This is a genomic window from Streptomyces sp. NPDC052043 (assembly GCF_044548235.1).
In the GTDB taxonomy this organism is placed as follows: Bacteria; Actinomycetota; Actinomycetes; order Streptomycetales; family Streptomycetaceae; genus Streptomyces.
In genome coordinates this window covers 101,119-120,097 of the sequence record NZ_JBIUBT010000012.1, presented here as the reverse complement: position 1 = coordinate 120,097, position 18,979 = coordinate 101,119, and the positions used below count along the sequence as shown (strand labels likewise).

Here is an 18,979-nt window from a genome sequence, read left to right as displayed (position 1 = left end):
GCTTCGATGACCGAGCGACTCCAGCCCGGGGACGTGGCCCCCGCCTTCGCCCTCCCCGACGCCGACGGCAAGGAGGTGTCGCTGGCCGACCACAAGGGCCGGAAGGTCATCGTCTACTTCTACCCGGCCGCCCTCACCCCCGGCTGCACCAAGCAGGCCTGCGACTTCACCGACAACCTGGACCTGCTGGCGGGCGCGGGGTACGACGTGATCGGCATCTCCCCCGACAAGCCGGAGAAGCTGGCGAAGTTCCGCGACAAGGAGTCCCTCGAGGTCACGCTGCTCGCCGACCCGGACAAGAAGGTCCTGGAGTCCTACGGCGCCTTCGGCGAGAAGAAGCTCTACGGCAAGACCGTCGTCGGCGTCATCCGCTCCACGATCGTCGTGGACGAGGAGGGCAGGGTCGAACGCGCCCTGTACAACGTGAAGGCGACCGGCCACGTGGCCAAGATCATCAAGGACTTGGGGATCTGAGGGACCGCTTCCGCCGCGGCTCGTGCGGCCCGCACCGGGTGACCGGCGCGGGCCGCCTTTGTGTTCCCCTCCGCATGCCGTGCGTGACTGTCCGATAACCGGTTCGTTACTCCGTATGGGCCATGAACACGTGGCCGAGAACGGAGGGGACCCATGGGGGCCAGCGCGTACACCAAGGAGCGCCTGGAGAAGGCGGCTCGGGGGGCACGGACACTGTCGGAGGCGTTGGAGAGGTTGGGGGTGGATCCGAAGAGCTCGACGCGGGACTACATCCGGGCGCGGATGAAGAAGTTGGGCGTGGATGTGGTGCACTTCGAGCGGGAGGGGGTGAAGTGGACAAAGGAGGTCCTTGAACGAGCGGTGGCGGCCTCCACGAACATGTGCGAGGTGCTACGCCATCTCGGGCTGGAGGTCGTGGGCGGCCACCACACCCACATCAGCCGGCGAATCAAGGCCTACGGCATCGACACGTCGCATTTCCGGGTGCCGACCCGGCGAGGGAAACTTTGGCGCCCCCGAACACCGGAAGGTCTGCTCGTCGAGCAGCCGACTGCTCAGGCCCGACGCATCCCGAGCGATCGCCTCAAGTGGGCAATGGTCGCGATGGGCGTGAACGAGCGGTGCGCTCTGTGTTGTACAGAGCCGGTCTGGCGCGGGCGTCCACTTCCTCTGGAAGTCGACCACATCAACGGCAACTGGTGGGACAACCGCATCGAGAACCTGCGGTTCATCTGCCCCAACTGCCATTCGACGACGGACAACTACCGAGGGCGTGGCAAGGGACGCGGCAAGGTCGGTGCTGCATGAGCAGCGGTGTGCAGTACACGCGCGAGCGGTTGGCGGAGGCCGCCGCGCAGTGTTCTGACATCGACCAAGTCATTGCTTTCTTCGGCACTCGGCCTTACGGCTACCTTCGCGGGTACCTTACGAAACGTTTCGATCACTTCGGCATCGACATCTCGCACTTCCGCCGCTCCGGCAACATGACCAGGCGCAAGACCCGGCCCACTCCCGAAGTACTGCGCGCTGCGATTGCGGAATCAGCTTCCATCGCCGAAGTTCTCCGCCGCCTGGACCGCCCCGACAACGAAACCCAACGCGCAATGCTTCGTGAGTGGATCGCCGAAGAAAAGCTATCGACCGCACACTTTCTGGGGCAGGCACATCAGAGAGGCAAGGCCCGCCCGGAAGCTACCAAGCGCCCTGAGGACATCCTGGTCAAACACGACGGCAGGCGACGGACAAAGACAATTTTACTGCGCCGCGCCCTCCGAGAAATCGGAGTGCCTGAGGAATGCGCGAAGTGCGGGGTCGGCCCCGAGTGGCTCGGGAGGCCCATGACTCTGGAGATCGACCACGTCAACGGGGACTGGAGTGACGACCGGCGTGAGAACCTGCGGCTGCTGTGCCCCAACTGTCATGCGATCACCAGCACGTGGTGTCGAGGGGGCAGGCAGCGAACAGCGCCCGGCGCCCAGTAGAGTATGCAGCGCTGCGGGCCCGTACCCCAGCTGGCTAAGAGGGCGCCGCTTTAGGTGCGGTGTGTCGTGGGTTCGAGTCCCACCGGGCCCACAGGGAAAATGACCCGACGCCTTCAATCGAAGGCGTCGGGTCTTTTCATGGTCAGCCCAACAGCTCCCGCACCACCGGCACCAGCGCCCGGAACGCCTTGCCGCGGTGGCTGATCGCGTTCTTCTCGTCCGGGGTCAGTTCCGCGCAGGTGCGGGTCTCGCCCTCCGGCTGGAGGATCGGGTCGTAGCCGAAGCCGTTCGTGCCCGCGGGGGCGTGGCGCAGGGTGCCTCGGAGTTCACCCTCGACCACCTTCTCCGTGCCATCGGGCAGGGCGAGGGCTGCCGCGCAGGCGAAGCGGGCGCCGCGGTAATCCTCGGTGATGTCCGCGAGCTGGGCCAGGAGCAGGTCCAGGTTGGCCTTGTCGTCGCCGTGGCGGCCGGCCCAGCGGGCCGAGAAGATGCCGGGGGCGCCGCCGAGGACGTCGACGCAGAGGCCGGAGTCGTCCGCGACCGCGGGCAGGCCGGTGGCCTGGGCCAGGGCGTGGGCCTTCAGCAGGGCGTTCTCCGCGAAGGTGACGCCGGTCTCCTTGACGTCGGGGACGTCCGGGTAGGCGTCGGTGCCCACGAGTTCGTGGGGCAGTCCGGCGTCGGCCAGGATCGCCCTGAGTTCGACGATCTTGCCGCTGTTGCGGGTGGCGAGGATCAAGCGGGTCATGCGGGGTTGCTCCTCTCCTTCTACTTCGCCAGGGCCGTCTCGAGGGCCGTGCGCTGGATCGCCGTGAGTTCGGCGCAGCCGGCCACGGCGAGGTCGAGGAGGCTGTTCAGTTCCTCGCGGGCGAAGGGTTCGGCCTCCGCGGTGCCCTGGACCTCGACGAAGCGGCCGTCGCCGGTGCAGACGACGTTCATGTCGGTCTCGGCGCGGACGTCCTCCTCGTAGCAGAGGTCGAGCAGCGGCACACCGCCGACGATGCCGACCGAGACGGCGCTGACCGTGCCGGTGAGCGGCTGCCGGCCGGCCTTGATCAGCTTCTTGCCGCGGGCCCAGGCGACGGCGTCGGCCAGCGCCACGTAGGCACCCGTGATGGCGGCGGTGCGGGTGCCGCCGTCGGCCTGGAGGACGTCGCAGTCCAGGACGATGGTGTTCTCCCCGAGTGCCTTGTAGTCGACGACCGAGCGCAGGGAGCGGCCGATGAGGCGGGAGATCTCATGGGTGCGGCCGCCGATCCTGCCCTTGACCGACTCGCGGTCGCCGCGGGTGTTGGTGGCGCGGGGCAGCATGGAGTACTCGGCGGTGACCCAGCCCTCGCCGCTGCCCTTGCGCCAGCGCGGGACGCCTTCGGTGACGGAGGCGGTGCAGAAGACCTTGGTGTCGCCGAAGGAGACGAGGACGGAGCCCTCGGCGTGCTTGCTCCACCCGCGTTCGATGGTGACCGGGCGGAGTTGTTCGGGGGTGCGGCCGTCGATACGAGACATGGCGTCGAGCGTAGTCCCCCAGGGACAAGGGGCTCCTCCCGCATCGGGAGGAGCCCCTCGAAGGTGAACCGCGGCGGACCGCGGGGTTCACATCATGTCTTCGATCTCCGCGGCGATGGGGTCGGCGTCGGTGCCGACGACGACCTGGATGGCGGTGCCCATCTTGACGACGCCGTGAGCGCCGGCGGCCTTGAGGGCGGCCTCGTCGACCAGGGAGGCGTCGTGCACTTCGGTGCGGAGTCGGGTGATGCAGCCCTCGATCTCGTCGATGTTGTCGATGCCGCCGAGCCCGGCGACGATCTTCTCAGCCTTGGTGGCCATGTTCCTTCTCCCTGATCCGAACCGCTTTGTCGCAGTAACCCATAGTTGGACCGTTTTTGCGAGCGGTCGTGCCATGGGTGCACAATGGTGCGCTCATGGCAGCGGAACCGTCCGCCGACTGGTCTACACCAGCGTAGGGGCGGTGGCCAAAACGCGGCTCGACGCCCGGCACCCTGCCCCACATCACCGACTCCGAGCTCGAATTCACACGGTGCGTAGTGGTTCGGTCGCGGGAATCACGGGTTCCTTACGCCCCCTTCATCGTGTTACAAAAGGTCTACACCACTGAGTGGTGTAGACCACCACCCGATGGAGGATGTATGAGCACCGCCAGCGCGACGGCGGCCCCGGCGAAGAAACGGGGATCCGGTCTGTTCCAAGGCCTGCAGAAGGTCGGCCGCAGCCTGCAGCTCCCGATCGCCGTACTACCGGCGGCCGGCATCCTGCTGCGTCTGGGACAGCCGGACGTGTTCGGCGCGGACGGACTCGGCTGGGACAAGGTCGCCAAGGTGTTCGCCGGCGCCGGTGGCGCGCTGCTGGATGCCTCGCTCGGCCTGCCGCTGCTGTTCTGCATCGGCGTCGCCATCGGCTTCGCCAAGAAGTCCGACGGCTCGACCGCGCTCGCCGCGGTGGTCGGTTTCCTCACCTATTACACGGTGATCCACCAGTTTCCGATCGAGGACGGTGTACCGAAGGGCGCCGAGTTCGTCTCAACCGGTCTCGGCGGTGTGTGGAAGCACGGCTCCGAGATCACCGCGGCGTCGTACCAGAACCCGGGCGTGCTGGGCGGCATCATCCTCGGTCTGCTCTCCGCCGTGATCTGGCAGCGGTTCCACCGCACCAAGCTCGTCGACTGGCTGGGCTTCTTCAACGGCCGCCGTCTGGTCCCGATCATCATGGCTTTCGTCGGTACCGCGCTGGGTGTTCTGGTCGTGGTGGGCTGGCAGCCGATCGGTGACGTGATCACCGACCTCGGCAAGTGGATCACTGGGCTGGGCGCCGTAGGCGCCGGACTGTTCGGTCTGGTCAACCGTGCGCTGATCCCGGTCGGCATGCACCAGTTCGTCAACACCGTCTCGTGGTTCCAGATCGGCGACTTCACCAACTCCGCCGGCCAGGTCGTCCACGGCGACCTGAACCGCTTCTTCGCGGGTGACCCGCACGCCGGCCAGTTCATGTCGGGCTTCTTCCCGATCATGATGTTCGGTCTGCCGGCTGCCGCCCTGGCCATCGCGCACTCGGCCCGGCCGGAGCGCCGCAAGGCCGTCCTGGGCATGATGATCTCGCTCGCGCTGACCTCCTTCGTGACCGGTGTGACCGAGCCGATCGAGTTCACGTTCATGTTCATAGCCCCGGTGCTGTACGCGATCCACGCGGTGCTGACCGCCCTGTCCATGGCGATCACCTGGGCGCTCGGCGTGCACGCCGGCTTCACCTTCTCCGCCGGCTTCATCGACTACGCCCTCAACTGGAACCTGGCGACCAAGCCGTGGCTGATCATCCCGATCGGCCTGGTGTTCGCGGCGATCTACTACACCGTGTTCCGCTTCGCCATCACCAAGTTCAACCTCCCCACCCCGGGCCGCGAGCCCGAGGAGGAGACCGAGGACCTCACCAAGGCGTGAGCCCGGTCACAGCGTGAGAGGGCCCCCGGAGTTCCACGACTCCGGGGGCCTTTTCGCGTCCTGGGCCTGCTGACCTGGGCCTAGATGTCGTACGACGCTCCGGGCGCCGCGAGCTCCACCGGGCCGGCGTAGGCCGCGCGGGCGTGGGCGAGGTTGATCTGCGGGTCGGTCCACGGGGGGATGTGGGTGAGGACCAGGCGGCGGACTCCGGCACGCGCGGCGGCCTCGCCCGCCTCGCGGCCGTTGAGGTGCAGATCGGGGACGGTCTCCTTGCCGTCCGTGAAGGCGGCCTCGCACAGGAAGAGGTCGCTGCCTCGGGCGAGTTCCTCCAGCGCCGCGCTCACCCCGGTGTCCCCGGAGTACGTCAGCGCGCGCCCGCCGTGCTCGACGCGGATGGCGTAGGCCTCCACGGGGTGGGCCACCCGCTCGGTGTGCACGGTGAACGGGCCGATCTCGAAGGTGCCGGGCTTGACCGTGTGGAAGTCGAAGACCTCGCTCATCGAGGAGGCCGTGGGGGTGTCGGCGTAGGCGGTGGTCAGCCGGTGCTCGGTGCCCTCGGGCCCGTACACCGGGATGGGGTCGCACCGGCCTCCGTCGTAGCGGTAGTAGCGTGCGACGAAGTAGCCGAGCATGTCGATGCAGTGGTCGGCGTGCAGATGACTCAGGAAGATGGCGTCGAGGTCGTAGAGACCGCAGTGGCGCTGCAGCTCGCCCAGGGCGCCGTTGCCCAGGTCGAGGAGCAGCCGGAAGCCGTCGGCCTCGACGAGGTAGCTCGAGCAGGCCGATTCCGCGGACGGGAACGACCCCGAGCAGCCGACGACGGTGAGCTTCATGAAGCAGAAACCTCCGCTGGCGGGAAAACTTCAGAAGAGAGGAAGGTGACGGGGGTCGTGCGGTCCGTCGAGCCTAAGGCGGGATACGGCCGGTCGCTCCTCCGGCAAAGCCCGTTGTGGGCGAACTCACCTGTGGTGTCACCGGTTCGGCTGGACCTGGGGCGCATGGGGGGCGTTGAAGGGCGCGCACCGAGGGTCGCACGCCGGTAACGTCATGGTTGTGGACACGTCCTGGTGGCTGGCGCTCGCGGCGGTGGTGTTGCTCGCGCTCGTCGCCACGCTCGTCGACGGCTGGGGACGGGGCCGCAGGCCGCCGAAGAGGTTGCGTCCCGGCCGTCCGGGCGGGCGGCGTGCCGCGGCGCGGCCGCAGCCCGCGGAGATCTGGTGGGCCAGTCTGCCCCACGGCGACGGGCCGGGGGCGAAGGACCGGCCCTGTCTGGTGCTGGCGGTGCACGGCAAGCGCGCCAGGGTCGCGGAGATCACCAGCAGGTACCACGACGAGCGGTCCGGAGTGATCCCGCTGCCGCCGGGCTCGGTGGGGGACACGCAGGGGCGGACCAGCTTCCTGGAGACCGACGAGGTCCGGGAGGTGCCGGTGTGGGACTTCCGCCGCCGGGTGGGGGTCGTGGACCCGGTGCTCTGGGACCAGGTCCGGTACCTCGCGGGCTGAGCGGGACGTGCGCGGGCGGGCTGGGCGGGACGGGCGCGGCGTTGTCGTGTCCGTGTGTCGCGGCCCGTCGGGTTCATGACCCCGTCACCCGCACGGTGACCGTCCACCGCCGGATGCCGTGACAGGCGCTCCGGCCCGGGCCGGCGGGGGTGGCGTCCTCGCCGCGGTCCGCGCCGTCGTGCGGTGCGGCGCGGCCGAGGAGGAGCAGGGCCGCCGCCTCGGCGGTGGCGTGGAGCGTCGAACGGCGCATGGGGGCGGCCGCCTTTCTGCTGTGCCCGGGATGCCGTGCCCTGTCCTTCTGCCGGTGTGGCGTTCCTCCAGCACATCAGGATCCCGTCCCCCACGCACGCGGGGCCCCGGCCGGATACGACGGCCGGGGCCCCGCGGTCGGGACTTTCGCACAGGCCCTACGCCCAGAGCTGGCCCTGGAGGGTCTCGATGGCCTCCTCGGTGGTGGCCGCGGTGTAGACGCCGGTGGAGAGGTACTTCCAGCCGCCGTCGGCGACGACGAACACGATGTCGGCGCTCTCGCCCGCCTTCAGTGCCTTCTTCCCGACGCCGATCGCCGCGTGCAGGGCGGCGCCGGTGGAGACGCCCGCGAAGATGCCCTCCTGCTGGAGGAGTTCGCGGGTGCGGGTGACCGCGTCGGCGGAGCCGACCGAGTAGCGGGTGGTGAGGACGGAGGCGTCGTAGAGCTCGGGGACGAAGCCCTCGTCGAGGTTGCGCAGGCCGTACACCAGGTCGTCGTAGCGCGGCTCGGCGGCGACGATCCTCACGTCCGGCTTGTGCTCGCGCAGGTAGCGGCCGACGCCCATGAGGGTGCCCGTGGTGCCGAGGCCCGCGACGAAGTGGGTGATCGAGGGCAGGTCGGCGAGGATCTCGGGGCCGGTGGTGGCGTAGTGGGCGCCGGCGTTGTCCGGGTTGCCGTACTGGTAGAGCATCACCCAGTCCGGGTGCTCGGCGGCCAGTTCCTTGGCCACCCGCACGGCGGTGTTGGAGCCGCCCGCGGCCGGGGAGGGGATGATCTCCGCTCCCCACATGCCGAGCAGGTCGCGGCGCTCCTGGGAGGTGTTCTCGGGCATCACGCACACCATGCGGTAGCCCTTGAGCTTGGCCGCCATGGCCAGCGAGATGCCGGTGTTGCCCGAGGTGGGTTCGAGGATCGTGCAGCCCGGGGTGAGCCGGCCGTCCTTCTCCGCCTGCTCGATCATGTGCAGGGCGGGACGGTCCTTGATCGAGCCGGTCGGGTTGCGGTCCTCCAGCTTCGCCCAGAGGCGGACGTCGGCCGACGGCGACAGCCGCGGCAGGCACACCAGCGGGGTGTTGCCCACCGCGGCCAGCGGGGAGTCGTAACGCATCGCTGCTCAGCGACCGATCAGCGCATCCCACCGGCGACGGCCGGCAGGATCGTCACGTTGTCGCCGTCGGTGAGCTTGGTGGAGATGCCGTCCAGGAAGCGCACGTCCTCGTCGTTCAGGTAGACGTTGACGAAGCGGCGCAGCTGCTCGCCCTCCACGATGCGGGCCTGGATGCCCGGGTGCCGGGCCTCGAGGTCGGCGATGAGGTCGGCGAGGGTCTCCCCGTTGCCGTCCACGGCCTTCTGGCCGTCGGTGTACTGGCGGAGGATGGTGGGGATGCGGACCTCGATGGCCATGGTTGCGGGCTCCTGTCGGTAAGGATGTCGTCGGGGGTGGATCCCCGGCTCGGACGCGGCCGGGCGCACGTTCGGGATACCCCGGGCTTTCGGCACGGGGAAGGGAGCGCCGCGGCCCTCACGGCCGTGCGGCGGCGCGGAACGTCAACAGATGGCGCTCTTCAGCCTGCACAGGTCGACGTGCAGCCGCGCCACGAGCAGCATGCCCGGCGTCTTGTCGCTCACGTCGTGGAAAACCATGCGGTCATCGTATCGATTCCCGGTCCGGGACCCGGAGTGTGATCTCGGGACTCGGACACTTCGCATCCGCGTCACGAGACGTTCGGCGCTCAGTACGCCTCCACCACCTTGACTTCCTCCTCCGTGACCTCGCCCTCCACGATGCGGAACGAGCGGAACTGGAACTCGCCGAGCCCGTCGGTGTCGGCGGTGGAGACCAGGACGTAGTGCGCGCCGGGCTCGTTGGCGTAGCCGATGTCGGTGCGGGAGGGGTAGGCCTCGGTCGCGGTGTGCGAGTGGTAGACGATCACCGGCTCCTCGTCCCGGTCGTCCATCTCCCGGTAGAGCTTGAGCAGGTCCTGCGAGCCGAACTCGTAGAAGGTGGGCGAGCGGGCCGCGTTCACCATGGGGATGAACCGCTCGGGCCGGCCGGAGCCCACGGGTCCGGCCACGACGCCGCACGCCTCGTCCGGGTGGTCCTTGCGGGCGTGGGCGACGATCTGGTCGTAGAGGGCCTGGGTAAGGGTCAGCATGGCGGCCAGCATAGACATGTGGGCCGTTCCGTACCGGAGTTCGGTACGGAACGGCCCACATGCTGGACGTCCTGAGCGGCCGCGGAAGCGGGTGCTTGGGGGACCCGCTCCTGCCGAACGTCCGGTCGGTAAGTGCCTCGGGGTCAGCCGATCTTCTCGAGTTGCGGTTCGCGGCGGTCGGCGACCTGTGGGTTGCGGGTCCTGAGGACCGCCCAGCCGACGGCCAGGGCGGCGGCCCACCCGGCCATCACGTACAGGCAGACGCGGGAGTCGGCGTCGTACGCGATCAGGCCGGTGACGAAGAGCAGGAACGCGATGGCGACGTAGGAGCACTTGGCGCCGCCGGGGGCCGGGAAGGAGGAGGCGCGCAGCCGGCCCGCCTCGACGCCCCGGCGGTACAGGACGTGGCTGATCAGGATCATCAGCCAGGTCCAGATGCCGGCCGCGGTGGCGACGGAGGTGACGTAGCCGAAGGCCTTCTCCGGGACGACGTAGTTCAGCACCACGCCGATACCCATGAAGGCGACGGAGACGGTGATGCCGAACGCGGGGGTCTTGGAGCTCGACAGGCGGCTGAAGCACCGGGGGGCCTCGCCGTTGTCCGCGAGGGTGCGCAGCATCCGGCCGGTGGAGTACATGCCGGAGTTGCAGGAGGACAGGGCCGCGGTGAGCACCACGAAGTTCACGATGCCCGCGCCGGCCGGGATGCCGATGACCGCGAACGCCTTCACGAAGGGGCTGACGCCCTCGCCGAACTCGGTCCACTTCACCACGCACAGGATGACGGTGAGGGCGCCGACGTAGAACAGGGCGATGCGCCAGGGAAGGGTGTTGATCGCCTTGGGGAGGGTCTTCTCCGGGTTCTCGGACTCGCCCGCGGTGACGCCGACCAGTTCGACGGCGAGGTAGGCGAACATCACGCCCTGGAGGGTCATCAGGGAGGAGCCGACACCCCTGGGGAAGAAGCCGTCGAACTCCCAGAGGTTGCTGACGGCCGCGGTGTCGCCTGCGGCGCTGAAGCCGAAGGTGAGGACGCCCAGGCCGATCACGATCATGCCGATCAGGGCGGTGACCTTGACCATCGAGAACCAGAACTCGATCTCGCCGAAGACCTTCACGGAGATCAGGTTGGCCACGAACAGGACCACCAGGAACACCAGGGCGGTCACCCACTGCGGGATGGCGGGGAACCAGTAGTGGACGTAGATCGCGGCGGCCGTCAGCTCGGCCATTCCGGTCACCACCCACATCAGCCAGTACGTCCAGCCGGTGAAGAAGCCGAAGAACGGGCCGAGGAACTCGCGGGAGTACTCCGCGAAGGAGCCCGAGACGGGGCGGTAGAGCAGCAGTTCGCCGAGCGCCCGCATGATGAAGAAGATGATCAGGCCCGCGAGGGCGTACATGACGATGAGGCTGGGTCCGGCCTTGGCGATGTTCGCCCCCGCGCCCAGGAAGAGACCGACGCCGATGGCGCCGCCGATGGCGATCATCTGGACCTGGCGGCTGCCGAGCCCTCGCTCGTATCCCTCTTCGGGAGCTTCCGTGACCTGTGGGGAGGTCATGTGGTGTGCGCCTTTCTCCATGCCGACCCGGGCCCTCGGTCGGCCCCGGATCGGGTTTCGATCCCCCCGGATTGATGGAGTGCGTGCCCGGGTCTCCCCGGATCCGCTGTGCCTGGCCGGCTGTTGCCGGCTCGGTGGCGCACCCGGCCGGACGTGGGTGGTGTCCGCCGGGCGGTCGTGAAGATGTACCACGGCCGCATCGCTGATCGGCGGGGAGCTGTGTGATGCATGCCACAGGAAGAAGCGGACAAAGCACGCAGAGCGCACTCATACCCGGCCGCCACGGAGACCCGATCGTTATCCGGATTTGAGCGTCCTCTGAGCGAACGCGAAATCCGGATATACCGGGTGGATCACGGCACCGGGCGGGCCTGGACCGGATGGATCACGACGTGGGACCACGGCACGAGAGGCGTGGGACTACGTCATGGAAGGCGCGGCGCTACGGCAGGAGAGTGGAGACGAGGGTCTCCTGGAGCCCGCCCAGCCACAGGTAGGCCATCACCATCGGCTTGCGCGGATCATCGTCCGGCAGGCGGTAGAAGTCGTCCGTGTCGTCCTCGTCGGTGATCTCCAGTCGGGAGCCGATGGCGAGGCGCAGGTCGTTGAGCGCGCCGAGCCACCGCCGGGACTCGTCCGGCGTCAGCTCGAGCACCGCCGGGCCCTCTCCGCCGGGGGCGAGCGCGTTGAGCGAGTGGATCACCGCGAGGGCGTTCTCGCGCTTGCCGGCCCGCAGGTCGTTCTCGGTGTAGCGGCGGAACTCGGCGGAGTGGGCGCGCTGCTCGGCGGCCTCCCGCGGAGTGCCGGGCGTCTCGGGGTCGCGGTAGGCGTCCGGGAAGAGCCGCTTGAGGACGGGGTCGGAGGGCGGTTCGCTCGGGCCCTCGGCGAACAGCTCGGCGAGCGGGTCGGCGGGGGCGTCCTCGGCGGGACCCGGGCCGATCAGTTCGAGGAGCTGCACCGCCAGCGAGCGGATGATGGAGATCTCGACGTCGTCGAGCGCGACGGACGCGCCGCCGCCGGGGAGCGGTTCGAAGGTTCCGGGCATGGAGGGAGTTCGCTACTTCCGGTCCTGCTGCAGGGTGGCCCACAGACCATAGCCGTGCATGGCCTGCACGTCCCGTTCCATCTCCTCGCGGGACCCGCTGGAGACGATCGCCCGGCCTTTGTGGTGGACGTCGAGCATGAGCTTGGTGGCCTTGTCCTTGGAGTAGCCGAAGTACGTCTGGAAGACGTACGTCACATAGCTCATGAGGTTGACGGGGTCGTTGTGGACGATCGTCACCCAGGGCACGTCGGGTTCGGGTACGGCGAAAACCTCCTCCGCCGACTCGGTCTTCTCGATCTCGATGGGTGCGGCTGCCGTCACACGCCCCATGCTGCCACCCCGAGGGGGTACTCGCATAAACCAAGGGTCAAATCGTCAGTCTGACGAAATGGGAGTACGATTCCTCGCCAGGCATCATCCGGGGACGGTCCCCGGAACCCCCGGCCACGCCCGGGGGCACCCGCACGACATGTCTAGGAGAGCTTCGGTGAGCGTTGCGGACCTTGGGCTGCCGGTGGACGTTCCCTCGACGGCTCTGTTCACCGATCACTACGAGCTGACAATGCTCCAGGCCGCGCTGAGGGCCGGGACGGTCGGACGGCGCAGTGTGTTCGAGGTGTTCACCCGGCGGCTGCCCGACGGGCGCCGCTACGGCGTCGTGGGCGGCACCGGACGGGTGCTGGACGCGGTGGAGAACTTCCGCTTCGACGCGGGCGTCCTCCGTTTCCTGCGCGAGCGCCGGGTGGTGGACGAGCCGACCCTGGAGTGGCTCGCCGACTACCGGTTCGGCGGGGACATCTGGGGCTACCCCGAGGGCGAGGTGTACTTCCCGGGCTCGCCGATCATGCGGGTGGAGGGGTCGTTCGGCGAGTGCGTGCTGCTGGAGACCGTGATCCTGTCGATCCTCAACCACGACTCGGCGATCGCGGCCGCCGCCTCCCGGATGGCCTCGGCCGCCGGCGACCGCCCGCTGATCGAGATGGGGGCCCGCCGCACCCACGAGCTGGCCGCGGTCGCCGCCGCCCGGGCCGCCTACGTCGGCGGCTTCACCTCCACCTCCGACCTGGCCGCCGGCTTCCGCTACAACATCCCGACGGTGGGCACCTCCGCCCACGCCTTCACGCTGCTGCACGACAGCGAGCGGGACGCCTTCCAGGCGCAGGTCGACTCGCTCGGCCGGGACACCACGCTGCTGGTGGACACCTACGACGTGGCCGAGGCGGTCCGTACCGCCGTCGAGATCGCCGGGCCGGAGCTGGGCTCGGTGCGCATCGACTCCGGCGACCTGCTGCTGGTCGCGCACCGGGTGCGCCAGCAGCTCGACGAGCTGGGCGCCCGGGACACGAGGATCATCGTCACCTCGGACCTGGACGAGTACGCCATCGCCTCGCTGGCGGCGGCGCCCGTGGACGCGTACGGCGTGGGCACCCAGCTGGTCACCGGCTCCGGCCACCCGACGGCGTCCATGGTCTACAAGCTGGTCGCGCGCGCCGAGACCGGCGACGCCGGGGCGCCGCTGGTGCCGGTGGCGAAGAGGTCCACCGGCGGGAAGACCTCCGTCGGCGGCCGCAAGTGGGCGGCGCGCCGGCTGGACGCGCACGGGGTCGCGGAGGCCGAGGTGGTGGGCACCGGTCCGGTGCCGGACGACCTGGCCGGCCGGCAGCTCCTGGTGGAGCTGGTCAAGGGCGGCGAGGTGGTCGCCCGCGAGCCGCTGGACGCCGCCCGGGACCGGCACACGGCCGCCCGCGCCAACCTGCCGCTGTCGGCGACCCAGCTCTCTCGAGGGGAACCCGTCCTTCCGACGGAGTACGTCCACGGAGGGTCGGGTAGCTAAAGCGCGTGCCCCCGCTTCGGTACGCCCCCGAAAGTCCCCTCCTGTCCGGCCCCGCTCCCCCTCCGCCCACCGATCCGACAGCCGAAGGACACCGCCCATGCACCGCGCCTTGATCGTCGTCGATGTGCAGAACGACTTCTGCGAGGGGGGCAGCCTCGCGGTGGCCGGGGGCTCCGACGTCGCCGCCGCCATCACCGAGCTCGTCGGGCAGGCCCCTGCGGGCTACCGCCACGTGGTGGCGACCCGGGACCACCACATCGCGCCCGGTGGCCACTTCGCCGACAACCCCGACTTCGTCCGCTCCTGGCCCGCGCACTGCGTCGCGGGCACCGAGGGCGTGGGCTTCCACCCCAACTTCGCCCCCGCCGTCGCCTCCGGGGCCGTCGACGCGGTCTTCGACAAGGGCGCCTACTCCGCCGCCTACAGCGGCTTCGAGGGCACCGACGAGAACGGCGAGTCGCTGGCCGGCTGGCTCAGGGCCCGGCAGATCGACGAGGTGGACGTGGTCGGGATCGCCACGGACCACTGCGTGCGCGCCACCGCCCTGGACGCCGTGAAGGAGGGCTTCCGCACCCGGGTGCTGCTGGACCTCACCGCCGGGGTGGCCCAGGCGACCACCGAACGGGCGCTGGAGGAGCTGCGGCAGGCGGGCGTGGAACTCACGGGCAAGCCGGTCGTCGCCTAGGGCCTGTTGCGAAAGTCCCGTCAGGGCCCGGTGCGGTCTGTCACGACGCCTGCCGGTTGGGTGGCCGGTCTGCGCAGCAGGGCTCTGATCGGGTGCCACAGCTCCGGGGCGCCGACGGTGTCGCCGGGTGACGTGCGCCATATCAGGCCGTCGGGGTGGTGCAGGACCGCGGTGACCTCGTCCGGGGTCGGCGGGGCCGCGTTGCCCCGCAGGTAGACGGCGCGCAGGCCCAGGTTGCGCAGCCGGGTCAGAGCCCGGGCGCGGTTGCGCGCGTGGACGAGCACGCGCACGCCGCCGGTCCCGTCGAGAGTGGGGCTGGGCAGGTTCAGCGCCACCACCACGGTGCCGTTCGGCAGCTTGCAGAAGCCTCCTGCGGCCATGCGGTCACTTCCCCGTTCCGGTCGGTGTCAATAAGCAGGTCACAGCACGCACCTAAACACGATCGGCGGCAACCCGCCAGAGGGTTGCCGCCGATGTGCGTTTGACCTGCGAGGACGCCGATTACTTCAGCGCGCTGCCGACCTCGATCTCGATCGTGGAGCCGTCCTTGGCCTCCTTGGTGATCTTGATCTTGGTGTTGGTGTCAGTGACCTTGACGCTGCCGGTCGGGTTCGCCGGGTCGTAGTAGGTGCTGGCGTGGTCGTTGAAGACCGACACCCCCTTCGACGACTTGATCTTGGTCTTGACGCCCGCCTGGTGCAGCGTGATGCCGTCCGTGCCGTACAGGCTGAACGGCGAGTCGTAGGTCTGGACCCGGTTGCGCATCAGCGTGCCGTCGGACCACCGCAGCGCGTCCGGGTGCGAGTCGACCGGGAGGATCCGGCCGGTGCCCCGATGCTTGCTGGTGTTGTTGTCGGCCTCGGAGGTGTCCCACTTCCAGATCAGCAGGCCGTTCTGGTACGGGTAGTGCTCGACCCAGTCCGGACGGTCGGCGAAGCCGAAGTTGTACGGGCCGGTCTCCAGCGTGGTGTCGTACGAGACGTACTGGCGGTTCTCGGCTATGTAGTACTGCTGGTAGTCCTTGGTGAAGGACGCGCCGATGCGGGAGAAGCCGCTCGCCGTCCACTCCGGGTCCGCGCTCTCGGCGTCGTCCGCGAAGACCACCGAGCCGTCCGCGGTCAGCGTGATCCGGTCGGCCGTGAAGCCCTTCAGCGCCACGCCGCCGTCGGTCTGGTAGCGGAAGCGGAGCAGGATCTTCTGGCCCGCGTAGGCGTCCAGGGAGTACGACAGCTGCGTCCAGTCGTCGACCGAGCCGGTCAGGGCCGGGTTGCCGCTGCCGTCGCGCGGGATCGGCCGGCCGTCCACCGTGCCGTCCAGGGCGGTGTAGTTGGCGCCGCCGTCGGTGGAGACCTCGGCGTAGAGGAAGTCGTAGTCGGCCTCGATGTCGTACCAGCCGTCAAGGGTGAGGGCGGCCGACGTCTTGCCGGTGAGGTCCACGGACCGGGTCAGGGTGTTCTTCAGGTTGTTGGCGCTGCCGCTCCACCACTGGGTGGCACCCTGGGCCGGGGTGACGATCGTGGTGGTGACCGCCTTGTCGGGCAGGGAGACCACCACGGCCTGCCGGTGCTTGGTGTTGTACTCGGACAGACCCAGCTTGTGCGCGGACGTCACGCCGGCCTTGGCGAGGTCGTAGTTGAGCCAGCCGAGCTGGAGCTTGTCCCAGGCGTTCATGTCGCCCGGCAGGTCGCCGATGGCTTCCTTGCCGCGGCCGAGCCAGGAACCGGAGGACATCAACGTCCAGAAGCCGGTGGAGTTCTCGCCGCCCGCGGTGTCGTACTCGTCCGGCAGACCGAGGTCGTGGCCGTACTCGTGGGCGAAGACGCCGAGGCCGCCGTTCTCCGGCTGGATGGTGTAGTCGCCGACCCAGATGCCGGTGTCGCCGATCTGCGCGCCGCCGAGCTTGTTGTTCTCGGGGCCGGTGGAGCCGGCGTCGGTGCCGAAGGCGTACCAGCGGTGGGCCCAGATCGCGTCGGTGCCCTGGGCGCCGCCGCCGGCGGACTCGTCCTCACCGGCGTGCACGATCTGGAAGTGGTCGATGTAGCCGTCCGGCTCGTCGAAGTTGCCGTCGCCGTTGTAGTCGTAGCGGTCCCACTGGTCGTACTCGGCCAGCTGCGCCTTGATCTGGGCGTCCGTCTTGCCGGCCGCCTTCTGCTGGTCGACCCAGGCGTTCACACCGTCGCTGACGATGTTCCAGACGCTGGAGCAGGTGCTGGAACCGCACGCGTTGTTGCCGTAACGGGCCTCGTTCCACGGCACCTTGACCCAGTCGGAGACCGTGCCGTTGACCGAGTAGCGGCCCGAGGACTGGGTCTCGTAGTACTTCTTCATCGACTCGACGTTCTTGCCGGTGCCGAAGTACAGGTCCTGGTAGTGCTGCTGGTTGTAGTCCTTCTGCCAGGCCGTGGAGTTGTCCTTCTTGCGGTCCGGCGCGGCGATCTCGTTGTGCAGCGGACCGGGGGTGCCGCCGTACCTCGAGTCCGCCTGGTCGCCGAACTCGACCAGGATGGTGAAGATCTTGTCGGTCTTCTCCCGGCCCAGCTCGACGTACTTGGTGTCGCCCTTCTTGCCCTTGAGCTCGACGACCTTGGAACCCTTGTGGTCCTTCACCTTGGTCTTGCCGGCGATGACCTGGCTCAGGGCCTCCTGGCGCTGGGCCTTCTGCGTCCTGCTCAGCGGGCCGTCCAGGTCGTGCGCGTGCTGCTCCACCGGCTGCGGGTCGTGCCGGGTCACGGGAGCGGAGTCGGCCGTCGTCGCGGCCTCCGCCACGGCGAACGTCGAGAACGTGGCGGTGGCCGCCGCGAGCGCGACACCGATCGCGGTCGTTCTGAACGCCCAGCGTCTACTGGTCACTTGTGGTCCTCCCCTGCCGCGTCCGGGCGCGCGGAGAGGGCGGTCATGGGCCAGGGTCATGGGCCCATGGATCCTGGAGAGATCCGCGCGTGCGACGAACGCGTGTAGTCAAGTGACGCCATTCGACTAGACGTTCGCAAGAAAAACCAGATCTTGACTTGACCCCGTCAACTGCACTATGCGGAGCCGGTGTTCGCTTTGCGGACACGAAAGAGCCAGGGCCGAACGGCCCCTCCGGGCGCGTGCGCCCGTCCGCTCCGTGGATCGCATGACTCCGTGCGCCCCCCGTGCACCGGCACCACGGGTTAGGTCGTGCTTACCAACGGTTCCCGTCGGGCACACAGGCGAATAGAGTCGATTGGCGGACCGCCCGCACACGGGTGGAAAGCCAGGCCACGCCCGCGTCACACCTACACATCCTGTCCGCACCCTCCCCCGCAGCGAGAGGCACGGGGGGAGACCCCCACTTCCGAGGACCGATTGCCATGCCTCGTCCCACTGCCGCACAGGTCGCCTACGGTTCCTGCACCGTGATCCTCTCGACGCTCGCCATGCTGCTGCTGTCCAGGACGAGTTCGGGCCTGGGGATCGTGGTCATCACCCTCGCGGCACTCGCGCTGGGGCTCCTGGTCGCCCTGACGGTGCCCATGCCGAAGGCCCGCACGACCGAGTCGTCCGGCGCCCGCACCGCCGACGCCGGGCAGGTTCGGACGCAGGCCCGGGTCCAGGCACGGATGCGGGCGCGGGCACACCGGGAGCCCGTTCCGGCCGGCGTCGAGCCGGTACGGGGGCCGACGGCTCCCTGACCTCCTCGCCGCCCCGGACCGGGGTCAACCGGTGCTGACCACCACGGTCTTGGCCGCCTTGTCGTGCAGGCCCTGCTTGTACGGGCGGTCGAAGAAGCTCCAGCCTCCGCTGATCGCCAGCCAGAGGCAGGCGCAGCAGAACCAGCACGGGACCCAGAGCACCGCCGCGCGGGCCAGCGCGGTCGGGACGGACGGGGTGGAGCCGTCGTCGAGGTTCGCCACCCGCATGCCCAGCCACTTCTTGCCCAGGGTCTGCCCGTAGCGGGAGATCATGAAGGTGTCGTAGGCCATGTAGAGCACCACACCGACCACCGACTGCGCCACGGACTTGCCCACCTGCACGTTCCCGGCGTTGACCGCGTACTCGTTGACCCGCAGGGCCCAGGTGACGAGGGTGACGACGATACCGACGAGGATCAGGTCGACGATCCGCGCGAGGGTGCGTTTGCCGCTGTCGGCGAGCGGGGGCATACCGGCGAGCGGGTCACGGCCGTAGGGGCCGCCGCCGTACCCGCCGCTCTGCGGGCCACCACCGTAGGAACCGCCGCCGTAGCCACCGCCCTGCGGGCCGTAGGGGCCGCCACCGCCGTACCCGCCGTCTTGGGGGCCACCGCCGTACGGCCCGCCGCCCTGCGGGCCACCGCCGGGGGGCGGCTGTTCTCCGGGTGGCGGGGGCTGCTCGCCCGGGGGCGGGGGCATGCCAGCTGACGGGTCGTCGGAGTACGGGGAGCCGCCGGACCGTCCGCCGCCCTGCCCACCGCCCCACGCTCCGCCGCCAGTCCACGCACCGCCGCCCCACGGGCCGTCACCGTGGGATGGTCGCCGCCCTCCGGGGGAAGGGGGCTGCGGTCCGGAGCCGGGGGGCGGTTCGGTGCTCATGCACC

The 18,979-nt window shown here is 69.4% G+C and carries 23 protein-coding genes and 1 tRNA gene; 9 read left to right on the top strand and 15 right to left on the bottom strand.

Annotation, left to right across the window (positions count from 1 at the left end; all coding sequences use genetic code 11):
• The first annotated feature begins 6 nt into the window (after nucleotides 1–6).
• The 4 genes from bcp (at nucleotide 7) to ACIHCX_RS27875 (ending at nucleotide 2,046) form a co-directional block, all read left to right on the top strand.
• The gene (gene bcp / locus ACIHCX_RS27890; RefSeq protein WP_400034147.1) at nucleotides 7–474 is read left to right on the top strand and encodes a thioredoxin-dependent thiol peroxidase; all 468 of its coding nucleotides are present in this window, start codon (nucleotides 7–9) and stop codon (nucleotides 472–474) included.
• Between the two features lie 153 nt (nucleotides 475–627).
• Complete coding sequence (locus ACIHCX_RS27885; protein WP_400034145.1) at nucleotides 628–1,281, top strand: HNH endonuclease; 654 nt, start codon at nucleotides 628–630, stop codon at nucleotides 1,279–1,281.
• Complete coding sequence (locus tag ACIHCX_RS27880) at nucleotides 1,278–1,955, top strand: HNH endonuclease signature motif containing protein (RefSeq protein ID WP_400034143.1); 678 nt, start codon at nucleotides 1,278–1,280, stop codon at nucleotides 1,953–1,955. The genes ACIHCX_RS27885 and ACIHCX_RS27880 overlap by 4 nt, the downstream gene beginning before the upstream one ends.
• Before the next feature lie 15 nt (nucleotides 1,956–1,970).
• A tRNA-Leu gene (locus ACIHCX_RS27875) sits at nucleotides 1,971–2,046 on the top strand.
• A 51-nt stretch (nucleotides 2,047–2,097) separates the two neighbouring features.
• Here the strand turns inward: ACIHCX_RS27875 and rdgB are convergent.
• The 3 genes from rdgB to ACIHCX_RS27860 all read right to left on the bottom strand — a co-directional run bounded on the left by rdgB (nucleotide 2,098) and on the right by ACIHCX_RS27860 (nucleotide 3,779).
• Nucleotides 2,098–2,700 carry an RdgB/HAM1 family non-canonical purine NTP pyrophosphatase gene (gene rdgB, locus ACIHCX_RS27870; RefSeq protein WP_400034141.1) on the bottom strand — a complete coding sequence of 201 codons (603 nt, stop codon included), beginning with the start codon at nucleotides 2,698–2,700 and terminating at the stop codon, nucleotides 2,098–2,100.
• 20 nt (nucleotides 2,701–2,720) lie between these two features.
• Nucleotides 2,721–3,458 (bottom strand): ribonuclease PH, encoded by a 738-nt coding sequence (gene rph / locus ACIHCX_RS27865; RefSeq protein WP_400034139.1) that lies wholly within the window; start codon nucleotides 3,456–3,458, stop codon nucleotides 2,721–2,723.
• Nucleotides 3,459–3,545: 87 nt separating this feature from the next.
• Nucleotides 3,546–3,779, bottom strand: coding sequence for a glucose PTS transporter subunit EIIB (locus ACIHCX_RS27860; protein ID WP_400034137.1), 234 nt, complete (start codon nucleotides 3,777–3,779; stop codon nucleotides 3,546–3,548).
• Between the two features lie 320 nt (nucleotides 3,780–4,099).
• Here ACIHCX_RS27860 and ACIHCX_RS27855 point away from each other — a divergent pair, with 320 nt between their 5' ends.
• Nucleotides 4,100–5,404 carry a PTS transporter subunit EIIC gene (locus ACIHCX_RS27855; protein WP_400034135.1) on the top strand — a complete coding sequence of 435 codons (1,305 nt, stop codon included), beginning with the start codon at nucleotides 4,100–4,102 and terminating at the stop codon, nucleotides 5,402–5,404.
• An 80-nt stretch (nucleotides 5,405–5,484) separates the two neighbouring features.
• Here ACIHCX_RS27855 and ACIHCX_RS27850 read toward each other — a convergent pair whose 3' ends face one another.
• Nucleotides 5,485–6,237: an MBL fold metallo-hydrolase gene (locus ACIHCX_RS27850; protein WP_400034133.1), complete on the bottom strand. Its 753-nt coding sequence runs from the start codon at nucleotides 6,235–6,237 to the stop codon at nucleotides 5,485–5,487.
• Between the two features lie 220 nt (nucleotides 6,238–6,457).
• Between ACIHCX_RS27850 and ACIHCX_RS27845 the strand changes: the two genes are divergently transcribed.
• Complete coding sequence (locus ACIHCX_RS27845) at nucleotides 6,458–6,907, top strand: type II toxin-antitoxin system PemK/MazF family toxin (RefSeq protein WP_400034131.1); 450 nt, start codon at nucleotides 6,458–6,460, stop codon at nucleotides 6,905–6,907.
• 73 nt (nucleotides 6,908–6,980) lie between these two features.
• Here the strand turns inward: ACIHCX_RS27845 and ACIHCX_RS27840 are convergent, their stop codons facing one another.
• The 8 genes from ACIHCX_RS27840 to clpS all read right to left on the bottom strand — a co-directional run bounded on the left by ACIHCX_RS27840 (nucleotide 6,981) and on the right by clpS (nucleotide 12,250).
• Nucleotides 6,981–7,157 (bottom strand): hypothetical protein, encoded by a 177-nt coding sequence (locus ACIHCX_RS27840; RefSeq protein ID WP_400034129.1) that lies wholly within the window; start codon nucleotides 7,155–7,157, stop codon nucleotides 6,981–6,983.
• Between the two features lie 157 nt (nucleotides 7,158–7,314).
• On the bottom strand, nucleotides 7,315–8,265 hold the full coding sequence (locus ACIHCX_RS27835) for a PLP-dependent cysteine synthase family protein (RefSeq protein WP_400034127.1): 951 nt from the start codon (nucleotides 8,263–8,265) through the stop codon (nucleotides 7,315–7,317).
• A gap of 17 nt (nucleotides 8,266–8,282) precedes the next feature.
• Nucleotides 8,283–8,561: a MoaD family protein gene (locus tag ACIHCX_RS27830; protein ID WP_400034125.1), complete on the bottom strand. Its 279-nt coding sequence runs from the start codon at nucleotides 8,559–8,561 to the stop codon at nucleotides 8,283–8,285.
• Nucleotides 8,562–8,705: 144 nt separating this feature from the next.
• Complete coding sequence (locus ACIHCX_RS27825) at nucleotides 8,706–8,801, bottom strand: putative leader peptide (RefSeq protein ID WP_400034123.1); 96 nt, start codon at nucleotides 8,799–8,801, stop codon at nucleotides 8,706–8,708.
• An 89-nt stretch (nucleotides 8,802–8,890) separates the two neighbouring features.
• Nucleotides 8,891–9,313: a Mov34/MPN/PAD-1 family protein gene (locus ACIHCX_RS27820; RefSeq protein WP_400034121.1), complete on the bottom strand. Its 423-nt coding sequence runs from the start codon at nucleotides 9,311–9,313 to the stop codon at nucleotides 8,891–8,893.
• Between the two features lie 143 nt (nucleotides 9,314–9,456).
• Nucleotides 9,457–10,875, bottom strand: coding sequence for an amino acid permease (locus ACIHCX_RS27815; protein ID WP_400034119.1), 1,419 nt, complete (start codon nucleotides 10,873–10,875; stop codon nucleotides 9,457–9,459).
• 442 nt (nucleotides 10,876–11,317) lie between these two features.
• Entirely contained in the window at nucleotides 11,318–11,920 is a 603-nt protein-coding gene (locus ACIHCX_RS27810) for a DUF2017 domain-containing protein (RefSeq protein ID WP_400034117.1), read from the bottom strand.
• 12 nt (nucleotides 11,921–11,932) lie between these two features.
• Nucleotides 11,933–12,250, bottom strand: a complete 318-nt coding sequence (clpS, locus tag ACIHCX_RS27805) for an ATP-dependent Clp protease adapter ClpS (protein ID WP_400034115.1) — start codon at nucleotides 12,248–12,250, stop codon at nucleotides 11,933–11,935.
• Between the two features lie 157 nt (nucleotides 12,251–12,407).
• Between clpS and ACIHCX_RS27800 the strand changes: the two genes are divergently transcribed.
• Together ACIHCX_RS27800 and ACIHCX_RS27795 are read left to right on the top strand one after the other, a co-directional pair.
• On the top strand, nucleotides 12,408–13,754 hold the full coding sequence (locus ACIHCX_RS27800) for a nicotinate phosphoribosyltransferase (RefSeq protein ID WP_400034113.1): 1,347 nt from the start codon (nucleotides 12,408–12,410) through the stop codon (nucleotides 13,752–13,754).
• 97 nt (nucleotides 13,755–13,851) lie between these two features.
• The gene (locus ACIHCX_RS27795) at nucleotides 13,852–14,439 is read left to right on the top strand and encodes a nicotinamidase (RefSeq protein WP_400034111.1); all 588 of its coding nucleotides are present in this window, start codon (nucleotides 13,852–13,854) and stop codon (nucleotides 14,437–14,439) included.
• 20 nt (nucleotides 14,440–14,459) lie between these two features.
• Here the strand turns inward: ACIHCX_RS27795 and ACIHCX_RS27790 are convergent, their stop codons facing one another.
• Together ACIHCX_RS27790 and ACIHCX_RS27785 are read right to left on the bottom strand one after the other, a co-directional pair.
• Nucleotides 14,460–14,819, bottom strand: coding sequence for a hypothetical protein (locus ACIHCX_RS27790; RefSeq protein WP_400034109.1), 360 nt, complete (start codon nucleotides 14,817–14,819; stop codon nucleotides 14,460–14,462).
• 121 nt (nucleotides 14,820–14,940) lie between these two features.
• On the bottom strand, nucleotides 14,941–17,289 hold the full coding sequence (locus ACIHCX_RS27785) for an immune inhibitor A domain-containing protein (protein WP_400034107.1): 2,349 nt from the start codon (nucleotides 17,287–17,289) through the stop codon (nucleotides 14,941–14,943).
• 485 nt (nucleotides 17,290–17,774) lie between these two features.
• On the opposite strand from ACIHCX_RS27785, the gene ACIHCX_RS27780 reads away from it, so the two are divergent.
• Nucleotides 17,775–18,095 carry a hypothetical protein gene (locus ACIHCX_RS27780; protein ID WP_400034105.1) on the top strand — a complete coding sequence of 107 codons (321 nt, stop codon included), beginning with the start codon at nucleotides 17,775–17,777 and terminating at the stop codon, nucleotides 18,093–18,095.
• A gap of 24 nt (nucleotides 18,096–18,119) precedes the next feature.
• On the opposite strand, the gene ACIHCX_RS27775 is transcribed toward ACIHCX_RS27780, so the two are convergent.
• Nucleotides 18,120–18,974, bottom strand: coding sequence for an RDD family protein (locus ACIHCX_RS27775; RefSeq protein WP_400034103.1), 855 nt, complete (start codon nucleotides 18,972–18,974; stop codon nucleotides 18,120–18,122).
• Nucleotides 18,975–18,979 lie beyond the last annotated feature (5 nt).